General features: G+C 47.6%; 2 protein-coding genes. Both read left to right on the forward strand.

Going from position 1 to position 14,781, the window contains the following annotated elements:
- Window positions 1-38: 38 nt before the first annotated feature.
- Window positions 39-13,658 carry an Ig-like domain-containing protein gene (locus H3S83_RS11395; protein WP_370541375.1) on the forward strand — a complete coding sequence of 4,540 codons (13,620 nt, stop codon included), beginning with the start codon at window positions 39-41 and terminating at the stop codon, window positions 13,656-13,658.
- Between the two features lie 105 nt (window positions 13,659-13,763).
- Entirely contained in the window at window positions 13,764-13,970 is a 207-nt protein-coding gene (locus tag H3S83_RS11620) for a tryptophan 7-halogenase (protein WP_198239911.1), read from the forward strand.
- Window positions 13,971-14,781: the final 811 nt, after the last annotated feature.

Raw genomic sequence — 14,781 nt, forward strand, 5'->3', positions numbered from 1 at the left:
CTTATCCGGATGGCAACCGTTCACTGAAAAACAATGATATTACCGACGACACCACGCCGACCTTTAATGGTAAAGGTGTCGCGGGAGACATTATCAAGCTTTATACGGTTAATGATAAGGGTGAGCGCACGCTTATCGGCCAGACAGTGGTTCATGAGGATGGAACATGGTCGGTTACGCCAACGGTCGCTTTGACCGATGATCCAAATCATAGTCCGACAAAATATACATTTGTTGTGACAGAGACGGATAGTGTCGGCAATGAAAGTAATCCGACAGATGGCTATGATCTTTTCATTGATCGCACGGCGCCGGTTCTCGACGACAGCACCATCAAGCTTGTCGACAACAAGGAAACAAATGTCGGTGACTTCCCGAGCTGGCTCGAGAAGGATGACGGTAAGGGTGGAAAGATCAAGCTTACCAATGATGATACGCCGACAATGAGCGGACGCGCGATTTCAAGCGACACCCAATCGGTCAATATTTATGACAAGGATTCGGACGGCAAGTTGATATTGATCGGTTCTGCAAAAGTTGACGAAAATGGCGACTGGAGTTTCACACCGTCAACAGGACACGGTCTTGCCGAAGGCGTGCACGAATGGATAGCGCGTCCGGTTGATAAAGCCGGCAATGAAGGTCAGCCAACGCCGGCCTATAAATTCGAGGTTGATACCAAGGGACCGACAGGGACACTTGGCAGTGACATTGGTTTGTGGGATGACGAGGGACCACAGACTGGCGAATTTGATGGCGCCAATGGCACCACGGCATGGAGCCTGAACGATGCCAATCATAAAGTAACCGACGATAAAACACCTGAGATCAAGGGCAAACTTCCGGCAGGAAGCGATGTCACGAAAGTGCACATCTATATTGATGGCACGCTTTCCGGCATTGCCGATGTTGCAGCTGATGGCACATGGTCCTATACGCCGCATTTAAGCTCGGGCACGCATAAGATCGAAGCCCGTCCGTCCGATGATGCGGGCAATGAAGGTGAGGCCAAGACCTGGGATTTCGACATTGCCGGGGCAGCCCCGGGAATGCCGGCCATTACCGGCATTTACAACAATGAAGAAAAAGAGATTGATGCATCCCATCCGGATGGCAAGTTCATTGATAAAAACCAGTTTACCAATGATGCCACACCGCTCATCAAAGGAACCGGTGATGCCGGTTCGTTTATCAATATCTATATTGGTGACAAACTTGTTGCCAAGGGTGTTAAGGTCGGAGGTGACGGCCATTGGGCGGTCGCGATTGATCCTTCATTGGCCGGTATTTTACCAAATGGCGAGAGCTGGCAAATTCGCGCTTCGGCAAGTGACAGCGCCGGACAGGAATCCGACAAGACAGGGTTCTGGCCGATCAATGTCGATACGTTGAAGCCGCTCACACCGGATCTGCCGAAGTTGGACGACCATGTCGGTGATAAAAAGGGAGACGTAGAGAAAAACAGCACAATTGATGACAAAGCACCGACAATTCATGGAAAAGCTGCCGAGGGCAGTGTTGTTGTCAATATTTATGATACAGTTGATGGCAAGACAAAACTTGTTCAGACTGTTATGTCCGATGCCGAGGGAAACTGGAGCTATACGCCAACCGACCTCGGACAGGGCAAACATTCGATTACCACGACCTACACCGATAAGGCTGGCAATATCAGTGACAAGAGTCCGGCATTCGACTTTAACATTGATAGTTCGTCAATTCTCGTTTCGATCAATTATGCTGCAGATAATGCAGGCCATATTGTCAAAGACCTTGCAAATGGCGCAACAACGGATGACACGACACCGACGCTTTTCGGTACGACCAGCCGCAACACAGTTGTAACCATTAAAGAAGGCGAAAAGGTCATCGGCATGGTTACCTCCGACGGGCATGGCAACTGGTCGTTCGAACTTCCAAAACAAACAAACGGGCACCATGTTTATACCGCTGTTGTGACAGCTCAAAACGGCAACAATGCCCATTCCGATTTTGCCCTTGATATTGATAATACGCCGCCTGCATCACCGGACATTACGCGTGTTCAGGATGACGTACCGTTAAAAACGGATGATCTAGTTTCGGGTGGCAAAACCAATGATACCAAGCCGACATTCTATGGCGAGGGCAATCCCGGCGATATAATAACCATTTATGACGAGATTGATGGAAAACTTGTCAAGATCGGTACGGCCACTATCGGTAATGATCATAAATGGGTATGCACGGTTGACGAGCTTGCCCCGGGTGCCCATCATTTCAAGCTCCAGACAACCAACAAGCTTGGCGTCGACAGCGAAAAATATACCGAATACGATTTGACGGTGAAGACAGATGCACCGACCGAGACGACAAGACTTGTTTCGATTACGGAAGATCGCGGTTTGAGCGATAGCGATTTCAAGACCGGCGATGACAGCCTTGTTTTCAAATTCGGTGTTAATGAGAAATTGCCTGCCGGCTACAAGGTTCAGGTCAATATTGACGGCAAATGGTATGATGCCACCTATGACGAGAATGACGGTTATTGGTATTATGACCATTCGAACACTCATCTTGCTGAAGGCGTCCACAAAATTTACGGGCGCGTTGTCGACGATGCAGGCAATGTCAAAGAAGGTCCGGCTCAGGATGTTGCAATCGACAAGACTGCGCCAATCGGTGGCGACTATACAATCGTGATTGACAGCTATACCGATAATGTCAATGAGGAGGGCGGGTCGAAGAGCCGTTCCAATGGTGAAGCAACCAATGATAATACGCCGACGTTGAACGGTCATACGTCCGGTATGAAGGCCGGTGATTATGTCACTGTGCAGGTCAAAATCGGTAATGACTGGGTAACAATCGGCACGGCAACAGTTGATGAGTCAGGCAATTGGAAGTTCGACGTCAAAGGTATTCCCGGTGGTACGGCAAAAGATCATCTTGATGATGGCTATCACGAGTTCAGAGGCGTGATCACAGACGAAGCGGGTAATCTCGGACAAGCCTCTTCCGGTTTCGGCCTGGATGTTACGACAACACCGCCACCTGTAATCAACGAAAGCGGCCTTGATCTTTTTGACGACCAGTTGCCGACAACCGGCACAATTGAAAAGGGTACAACCACCGATGACAGCCGTCCGACATTAAAAGGTGCTGCCCATTCGGTTGACCCGACAAAAGTTGGTTCAATCAACCTTTATGACAATGGCACATTGATCGGAACAGGTAAGGTCAATAGTGACGGGTCATGGAGTGTCGAGCCGACAGTACCATTGCGTCAGGGTAATCACAGTTTTGTTGCAAAACCGGTTGATCATGCCGGAAACGAGCAATCGCAGGGTACAACAGCATGGGATTTCAACTTTGTCGGCCATGCACCGGCAACACCTTCTATCATCAATGTTCTTGATGATAAGGGCGAAACAATCCAGAAAAATGCCGTTACAAGCGATTCCACACCGCTTATCAAGGGCACAGGCACAACCGGTTCGACTGTTCATATTTATGTTGACGATGTGGAAGTGGCGACAGCCAAAGTGAAGGATGATGGAACCTGGCAAACCACACTTCCGACGCTTGCCAATCCGGCAACAGACCGTAATGGTACCAGTCACAACATTAAAGCCCAAGCAGTGGATCCGGCCGGTAACTGGAGCCATGAAACGGGCGAGTATCCGATCATTGTCGACAGACAAGCGCCGGATGCACCCGATGCACCGACAGCCAAAGACGATCAGGGCAATACAATTACCGGAACAACGGCCGATTCAACACCGACTTTAAGCGGCAAGGTCAACGGGAATCAACCCGGTGACAAGGTCAACATCTATCAGGATGGTGTGAAAGTCGGAGAGACAAAGGTGAACGATCAGGGAGAATGGTCGTGGACACCGAAGAATCCGTTAGGAAAAGGCAATCACCAGTTCCAGACATCTTTAAGTGATGCAGCCGGTAATGAAAGCGGCAAGGGGACGGCGACCAATATCACGGTTGACACCAGTACGGTCAAGGTGAGCATTGATTATCTTGTTGATGATCAGGCACCGCTTGAAACACACGTTACAAACAATAACAAGACCAATGACAGAACGCCGCTTATTGTCGGTAAAGCAACACCGAATTCTGATGTTATTCTGACATATACCGACGCCAATAATCAGGTTCATCAGCTTGCAAAGGTTAGGACCGATGGTGAAGGCAATTGGTCCTATCAGGTCAAAGACAGTGAAAAACTCGACGCGGGGCATTATGTCATTCATGCTGAAACCACGGATGCTTCAGGAGGCAAATCGACAGCCGATTTCAATTTCGATATTGATATAACGAACAATCAAAAGCCGTCGATTGATAGAGTAACCGATGATGTCGGCGCTGTTCAGAATGATGTTGGAAGTGGTGAGAGCACCGATGATACAACTCCGACAATTATCGGTAGTGGTGCAAAGCCATATCAGACGGTCAATATCTATGACCAGGAAGAAAATAGTAACGGCGAAAAAGGCGAAAGCAAGCTGATCGGTTCAGCCATAGCCGATGGTGAAGGAAAATGGAGTTTCACACCACCTTCTCCGCTTGGAGGAGACACAACACATCATTTAAGCGCGACCACTGTCGACGAGGTTGGTAACGAGAGTGAGCATTCTTCCGACTATAATGTGATTGTCGATATTAAGTCGCCCGAACCGATCGCCAATGATACAGTTTCGGTGACTGATGATGTCAAAAACGATGCCAATGATTTTACCGGTCAACTTGAAAAAGACCAGTATACCAATGACAATCGGCCCGAATATTCAGGAAAAGCACCTTCGGACGCAAAAACTGTCAATATTTACGACAATGGCAAGCTGATCGGTTCAACAAAAGTCAAAGAAGACGGGACATGGTCATTTACGCCTGACGAAACTCACAAGCTTTCCGAAGGTAAACATACATTGACTGCCCGTCCGGTGGATAGTGCCGGTAATGAAGGCACAGATTGTCAGGGTTCGGAATTTATTGTCGATACAATTGCACCAGGTGCAGTGCCGACAATCAGCGGCGTGTCGAACGATACCGGACCAAAAGACGACGACCTTATAACGCAGGACAGAAATCCGACGATTTTTGTAACTGTCAATCAGCCACTTGCCGATAACGAGCATGTCGAAATTTCGCTTGATGACGGGCTGACATGGGTTACGGCAAGCTATAATAAGGACACCGGAAAATATTATTATGCGGTGGGGCATGAACTGACCGATCAGGTCTATCACGTCAAAGCGCGTGTGGTCGATGCGGCAGGCAATGTCGGCCAGAACACGACGCGGGATTTGACAGTCGACAATACCCCGCCTTTAGACGGTTATACGGTCACGATTGACAAATTCCATGACGATGTCGAAAACAATGTTGGCGATTATCCGTCAGGAACGGCAACCAATGACAAGACGCCACTTCTTAAAGGCACTGTGAAAGGTGCACATGAGGGCGATGTTGTTCATCTCTATTATCGTGATTCCCAAGGCAATCTCCATAGTGTTGCCGACAATATTCACCTCACATCAAACGTCGATGGCACTTATAGCTGGCAGTACCAGTTTTCCGAACTTGCCGAAGGCAATTACCAATATGTTGCAGTGGTCAAGGATGCTGCCGGAAATGAAGGCGCTTCAAGCAACGACTTCCTTTTGACTGTTGATGTGACAGGCCCTCAATGGGGCAATGCCAATTCTATAAAACTGGTGGACGACCAGCAACCGGATATCGGCGATATACCGCATTCGGGTGGCGTCACCGATGACAATTATCCGGAAGTTCAGGCGGGAGCGGGGACGGTTACGGGGGCAGCCGGTGGAATCGTAGAACTTTACGACGGAAACACCAAAATCGGTGAGGGACTTATCGAGGCGGATGGATCATTCAAAATCGTTCCGAATAAAGCCATTACCCCCGGCCAACACCGTTTCCATCTGGTTGCTGTCGATCCGGCAGGGAACCGCACACCGCTTCAAGATGTCGAATGGAACTTCAATTTTGCCGGACATGCTCCGGGTACACCATCGATCACCAATATTATTGATGATTATAACAATCCGGAAGGCAAATCCGTTTACCTGCAAAAAGGCCAGTCGACAGACGATGCGACACCGACCCTTCATGGTATGGGAACCAAAGGCACACGCATTCACATTTTTAAAAACGGCCAGGAAATCAATACCGATGACAATCCGGTTATTGTCGGCGATGATGGCACATGGACTTTCAAGCTTCCGGCTGCTTATGCGTTGAAAGATACTTCGACCGATGGTCTTGGAACGCATTATAACTTTGCCGTTCAAGCGGTTGACCAGACGGGTGTGCCGAGTTCAAAAACCGGCGAATATCCGATTATTTATGATAATCATGCGCCAAACCAGCCGGATGTTCCTGCTCTTCAATCCGATCAGGAACCCGGTATCGGTACGATTGAAAATAATGGCACGACACCCGATCAAACCCCGACATTCAGCGGTACTGTTCAAAACCCGCAAGTAGGCGACAAGGTTACTATTTACAACAAAGTCGACGGTCAATATGTCAAAATTGGCGAGACAACGGTCGACCCGTCGTCGGGCAAATGGTCATGGACACCGGAAAATCCGCTTGATAAAGGTGATTACGAATTTGCAACATCGGTTACCGATGCGGCAGGAAATGAAAGTGCAAAAAGCCAATCAACAACAGTCACTGTTGATCCGACAAATGTCGATGTCAGCATCCTTTACGCTGTTGATGACAAAAATGTTTCCACCGGAGATTACACCGGAAGGATTTCCGACGGAGGGCTCACCAATGACACAACACCGGAACTGCATGGACGTGCAACGCCCAACTCGGCTGTCACTATCTATACTGATGTTGGCGGAGTGAGAACAGAATTCGGCAAAGTCTACGCCGATTCCAATGGCGACTGGGCATTTGTCTGGCCGCAAGACAAGCAACTTCCCGATGGTAGTTACACAATTGTTGCCGAGGCAACGCTTCCGAATAATTCGACGAAGTCTGACAGCTTCAATCTTGTTGTCGACACGCAAAATGACCACGTTCCAGAGATTGCCAGCGCCAGCGATGATGTCGGTGCGAACCAGTCGGATGATCTAGCCTCCGGTGCGGCAAGCGACGACACCACGCCGACCTTGAAAGGTCATGGTGCCGAACCGAACGGCATAGTCAATATTTATGATACGGTGAATGGCGAGACGCATCTGGTTGATAGCGTGAAAGCCGATTCCAACGGCAATTGGGAATATTCGGTTCAAAGCCCGTTACCGGAAGGAGAACATCATTTTCAGGCAACATCTGTTGATGCAGCCGGCAATGAAAGCGACAAATCACCCGTTTTCGATTATACGATCGATTTGACTGCGCCGGATGCTTTGCAGTCTGTCAACTTGACCGACGACGTACCGGAAACCACCGGTACGATCAGCAATAATGGCATGACGAATGACGACAGGCCGACCTATAGCGGTTCGGCCACAGCCGACATCGACAAGGTCTTTATCTATGACCATGGCGTCAAAATCGGGGAAGCCAAGGTTGTCAACAATAACGGGCAATATACATGGAGCTATACACCAGATACTGCCTTGGCAAATGGCGACCATTCGTTTCAGGCCAAACCCGTTGATGCTGTTGGCAATATAGGTATTCCAACCGGTGCATGGAATTTCAAGGTTCTCACCGGAACGATTGCCACCAAACCGACAATTGTCGGTATTTCACAAGATACCGGTTTTGATACGAACGACTATGTTACCAGTGATACACAGCCGACAATCTACATCACGACCTCGGCCAAGCTCAATGCCGCAAATGGTGAAAAAGTCCAGATCAATATTGGCGGGCAGTGGTACGACACAGAATATGATGAAGCAAGCGGCCGTTATTTCTTCCGTCCGGTAACAGCTTTGCCGGCGAGTGCCAATGGCACAAATTATAGCATCAAAACCCGCATTATCGACAATGCCGGCCGGACATCGGATATCGATGAAAAAACAATGACGCTTGATAATCAAGGTCCGGATGGCACGATAACGCTTGATAAATTCGTTGATAATGTCGGCGTTGAACAAGATTTCAGCAGCCATACCGAAAAAAATTATACCGATGATCGCACACCCGAATTGCATGGAACAGTTACGGGTGCGAAGTCCGGCGACTATGTTGTTATTTATCTTGCCGATAAAGACGGCAATATTCTAAAAGACGAGAATGGCAAGCCGATCAAGCTTGGTTCTATCCATCCTGATGGCACCAATTGGAAATTTACCCCAAATCTTGATGAAGCCCATTATCCGGATAATAAGGATTATTATTTTGTAGCTGTGCTTGAGGATAAGGCCGGTAATCAGGGACCGAAATCACCACCTTTGGGCTTGTCTCTGACAACTGAAGGACCGGATTGGTCCGGCTCGAAGGATTTTGATGTCTATGACGATCAGGCTCCCGATATCGGCATTATCGGGGAAAATAATAAACCGCACGTCACCGATGACAATCGGCCGACAGTCAAAGGCAAAGCCGGTTCCCTTGACCCTGCCAAGGTCGATTCTGTGCTTCTTTATGATAGCGACCCTTCAGACCCGAACGCCAAGCCGATTGGCAAGAAGACTATCAATAGTGACGGTTCGTGGGAGGTTGAACCGGATAGTCCGTTGATGCCGGGACATCACCGTTTCTGGGTGGTTCCGGTCAACCATGCCGGCGTGGTGGGCAAAACAAAATCCGATGTTTTCGAGTTCGATCTCATCGGGCATGCGCCCGGTACTCCGTCGGTTACCCAGATTGGCCATGATGATGATCCGAATGTTGTTTTTCCGGATAACCAGATTCAGCAAAACGGGATCACGCGCGACAACACGCCGTTTATCAAAGGAACCGGTACAAAAGGCTCTTATGTTAAAATTTACGACCAGTTCAATGGCGAAGACAGGTTGCTCGACACCGTAAAAGTCGATAATGACGGCCATTGGGAAACGAGTTTGCAGGGACTTGATGACGGGACCCATAAAATCTGGGTTCAGGCAACAGATGCCGGCGGCAACAAGAGTGCGGCAACCGCACCTTATCCGTTTGTGGTGGATACAACTCCACCGAATGCTCCGGGACGTCCGACAATTACAAGCGATGTTGCCCCTAATAAGTCGGTGATCTCCGATGATAGCACCGATCACGGAACAACAAACGACACAACGCCCACCTTCTCGGGCACGATACATAATCCGCAACCGGGTGATGTTGTGACCATTTATGATGGGGACAAAGCAATCGGCGAGGCGAAAGTTAATCCGGATGGTTCGTGGTCGTTCACACCGACAACACCGCTTGATAAAGGCGAACATCATTTTACTACCACGGTAAAAGATGCGGCCGGTAATGAAAGCGATCGTGGTTTTGCAACCGATATTACAATAGCCGATAACGGAAATACCGTAACGGTTGATTATGCCGTTGACAATGTGGATCCGATTACAGGCCCGATTGCCAATGGCGGTCATACCGATGATACAACGCCCGAACTTCACGGCACGGCACCGAAAGGCTCGATTGTCACCGTTTATAGCGATGCTACAAAACAAACGAAAGTTGGCGACCCGTGCATTGTCGGTTCGGATGGCAAATGGTCTATCGGTTTGACGGAACAGGCCGCCGGCGAACATAATTATTATGTCGAGGCAACAGGCACCGATGGCACTGTTCTTGCCGGACAGGATTTCAAACTGAATATTGATAATGGCGAACCTGACCGGCCGACAATTACCGGGGTTACTGATGATGTCGGCCTTATTCAGGGTGCAGTTGCAAATGGTGGCTCCCGTGTTGACAATGGCACGACCGACGATACCAATCCGACGATTAAAGGCACCGCACCGAAGAACAGCCTTGTTATCATCTATGATAATGGCAAGGAAATCGGCCGCGTTTATGCCGATGGCAACGGACAATGGTCTTATACAACCGGAGCAATGCTCACCGAAGATGACCACAAGTTTACGGCCGTTTCGCAAAATGCCGAGGGAAAGACCAGCGGCGTTTCAAACGAATATGTTGTTACGGTCGACATTACCGCGCCCAAGCAGATAACCGGCGAGACTGTTCAGGATAATGTTTTGCCGAATAGTGCCAATGGTGAAGATGGCCCGGCCATTATTCCTATCAATCAAAATGATCACACCAATGATGATAGCCCGATCTTCAGCGGAACGGCACCAAGCGATGCCAAGAAAGTGCGCATCTATGACAATAATAAATTAATTGCCGAAGTGGATGTGGATAGCGATCATACATGGTTCTGGGAAGCGGGTAACAGAAACTCCGATGCCAAGCTTGCCAATGGTTCACACTCGCTGACCGCCCGTCCGGTGGACGCTGCCGGCAACGAAGGACCGGCATCAGAAGCGCATGCATTTATTGTTGATAAAACGGTTCCTGGCGCCAAGGCAACACTCGACAGCATTACCGACGATACGGGTTTCGAGAGCAGCGACTTCACCACACAGGATAATACACTCCTCTTCAGCTTCAAAGTTGATGGAACGCTAAAAGATACCGACAAGGTACAAGCCCTCATCAATAATGAATGGTATGACCTTACCTATAATTCCGCCAATGGAAAGTGGGAACTTGACTGGCGAAACAAGCCTGCCCTTGCTGACGGAAGTTATGTCATCAAGACGCGCGTTATTTCGAGTACCGGCGTTTATGATGATGATGCAACCGACAAGTCGGCAAAAACTGTTGTTATTGATAGTGATGGTTCGGCTCAACATTCCGAATTTACGGGCTTTACCGGCAAAACCGGTAAAGTCTTCCAGAATGGTGAATATGTCGATGTTACAAATCCTGTTCTGCAGGGTAAAATCAGTGGCAATCTTGCCGACCTTGAAGATGGCGCGAAAATCGGCATTTATCGCGATCACGTGCTGTTGGGCTATGTTGACAAAAGCCAGATCAAATCGGATGGTACATTCAGTTTCAAACTGCCCGATGGCAGCTTGACCGACCATCACAGCTATATCTTCACAACGGCGATTGTGTCGAATTCCGGCTATGTCGGAGAGATGCATAATGTCGAAGTGCGCGTTGACACAACCGGTGCTGCAAATGTTCCCGATTATGGAATTTCAAACAACAATACTCTAAGAGGTAGTGGAGATTTAAGTTATACGCAGGCTGTCGCACTCAACAATAATGGCGAGTGGCAGGTTATTTCCAATTCGAATGTCTGGGTTTTCAACAGTAACGGCAAGGCTGAAGCCCACTATTTGAATTATCAGACAGGAATTAATAACGGGACGGTTGATATTTGGGGGTGGGGACCGGAAAATGTTTTGTTCGGTTCCTATACTATGGCCGATTACAACCATGATGGTTACATTGATGTATGGTCTACAAAAACCTCCTATTCCTGGTTTACAACCGCTGCCTATGTCGGGACGGGTGATAATCGATGGAATTATGTCGATGTGAAATATGGTGACATGTTCAATGGGGCTTCTATTGAAAATCACCTCGGCGGCATTGCTACTTTCGATATGAATGGTGACGGCTATCTTGATGTCATTCAGGGCGATTCCGGCGCGGATTCCGGTTCTATCTTCTTGAACAAGGGAGCGACTTCGTCAAGCCTGAACGGTAACCAGTTCATTGCGATGGGCAGGCAATTCGGTGGTAACCAATCCCCGCTCACGAGCAATTTTATGACCGATCACCATGTGTCGGCAATCGACCTTGACAATAACGGGACGATTGATTTTGCCGGTAACGGGAGGATTGAAGACACGAATGGCGTTTCCGGCTATGCGAACAACTGGTATCAATTGATGACGCTTTTGAACAGCGGCAAATCTGCCCCTGTTAACGGTGTTTATGGCACCAACTGGTCAGTCAACCAGCATTTTGACGATTCATTGCCGAGTTACGGCAATGGCACTGATGAGGGAATTGGTCCTGATAACTATAAAAATACCATTTCCATGACATGGGCCGACTATAATGGTGATGGTTATATGGATCTGTTCCTTGCCAAAAATCATCACGGTTGGCATGGCAACAAAGAAAGCCAGATCTTTTATAATAAAGCTGACGGGACCGGACAATTGCGTAATGCTGTCGGCTTGGGCGACAGCCTTGACGGTCGCTGGTCGGTTGCAATCGACTGGGATCACGACGGCAAAATGGATATTCTGGAGGTTCCGGGCTTCGGCGGGAGTGCTGCGGGAACGAAGCTCTGGCATAATGGTGGCGTTGGTCTTGATGGTGCGGTCAAATGGGATAATTGGGATATCTTCGGTGACAAAGGTGGCCGTCTTTCCAGTGCCAATGGTGATGTCGACCCGAGGACAATCGATGGCAGTGGCATTAACTTTATTTATGGCATCGGGCTTGTAGACTATGATTGGGATGGTGCGCTTGATGTCACCATGCAGCGTGACAATGCCCATTCATCGCTCATTTTGTCGAACAAAAATAAGGTGGGTTATGGAACGTCGTTGCATCTTCGCATCACCGACAAGGATGGTGCCAATGTGTTCTATAACAATACCGTCCAGCTTTTTGACTCTGCCGGTAATCTGGTTGCCGTGCAGGTTATCAATGCACAAGGTGGCATGGGTGTTTCCGATAATACCGGCCTTGTCCATTTCTATGGCTTGAAAGAAAATGAAACCTATTCGGTTGTTGTCTTGCGCAATACCGAAGGGCAATCGAACGATATTGGCGGTATTGCCCACACCCATACGAAAGATGCAAACGGTTACGGCAAAGATAATACGATAGAAAATGTCAACACCTCGTGGACAGGTCTTAAAGCTGTTGAAGCCGACCATGCCTATATCCTGAACGCCAATAAGGATGGCGACACGGTGACAACCGGTGCAGGAAACAATGATCCGGCAACCCAAGGCTATCGTCCGGGACTTGTCGGCACCGGTTATAATGATGTCTTCACCGCCGAAGCCGGTAGCCAGAGCTATTCCGGTGGTGGTGGCTGGAGGAATGATGCCGGTGAAAAATATTGGCAGGCGAGCGGTGGCGAAGACATTGTCGACTTCGGTAAATCGACCGTTGGTGTCACTGTCGATTTGAGTAATAGCGGCTATCAGTCGACGGGCTTCAACAACGCCAAGTTCAATGACATTGAAGGTATCTACGGCAGTAAATTCAATGATACTTTCACCGGTAACAAAGGCGACAATTTCTTTGACGGTCGCGCTGGTGACGACACCTATCACCTTGAAGCCGGTGGTCATGATCTTCTGCTTTATCGTCTGATCCAGCAGAATGACGCAACCGGTGGCAACGGCCATGACACAGCCTATGGCTTCACGGTTGGCACCTATATCGACGCCGACAAAACCAAGATTGATGCCAATGCCGACCGCATTGATGTCAAGGACTTGTTACAAGGCTACCGTGCCGATGCCGATGGTGCTGCCCATTATGACAACAACGGCAAAGCCCAGATCGACTGGGGTGATAATATCAAGGACTTCCTTTCAACCCGTGTCGAAAACGGCAATACGATTTTGAGTATTGACCGTGATGGCAAGGGGGACGCCTTCCAGTCGACCGACCTTCTGACTTTGAACAATGTCCAAACCGATTTGGAAACATTGTTGGCGAACCATCAGATCATCATCGGATGATCCCCATTGATGGCGGATCAACTTCGCCATCTTTTCCGAAACCAAGCTCGGGTCTTCAAAAATCGCTCTATAGCGTGGAGAGAAAAAGTGCTGGATGTCAGACGCGTGAAAAAAATTACAATTATCGGTGGGGGGCTGTCCGGCTGGCTCTCCGCTCTGATGTTGCGGCGCGTATTCAGTGCCAATGTTGATATTGCCGTTTTCGAAGACCCGAAGCGACCACATTATTCAGGCGAGGAAGGCGGGCTTGGCAATTTCGTCGCCAATTTGCAACGCGCTTCAAAAAATGAACTGGCATATGTGAAACCGTAAACAAAATTACTCGACGAAACTTGCAAGAATTTTACTGGCTTTATTGCATTGGGGCGTGTTAAAATCTAAAATCATAATGCAATTCACATTTTATTTTTGGCAAAAATTGATTCGTTTTAGGTAACACTAAAATAGTTTTCGGCAATGACTATGCGGCTAATCACTGTTCATCACAAGTTATTTAAGCCGTAAAATGCAGTATAATTTTTATAATAAGTGTTTTTTAATATTAATAAAAAATAAATATTATTTTAATTTAATTCATTTTTATGAAAATAATATATTTATAATATAGTAATAATTAAGTATAATTTATTAAAAATGAATTAATATTATTTGAAGTACTTTAAAATTATTATTAAGAATATTTTTAGTATATTATGTTTCTATATTTAAATTAAATTTTTATGTCATAAAAACATGATTTTTATATAAACAACATTTTATAACACGTTTTATGAAATATTTCTTTATTAGGGAGAAAAAAGAAACTTATGGATGTGATATTGGAAAATAATTTTTAAGTTGCAATAAAAATATAAAACAACTACAAGTATTCTGAATCTATTGCCTATTAGGTTCTGTAGGAAAGTGAGGATTACTTCACTCTGTGTCGCAATCCTGAGTGTTTTTCCTGGGGGAAATCACGAAACTATTGGTTGGTAAACGTATAGCGGTATTGGCCGCGATATATCAATTTAGTGATGTAGGGAACAGAATATGACAAAGTCGGAAATCATCAAACAACACCCATCAGTGAAGTTGACTGTTAATAGCGGTTCTGTTGATAGTGGTGGCAAGCCGCATAATT

Source organism: Bartonella sp. W8122 (genome assembly GCF_016102485.1).
Lineage (GTDB): Bacteria > Pseudomonadota > Alphaproteobacteria > Rhizobiales > Rhizobiaceae > Bartonella > Bartonella apihabitans.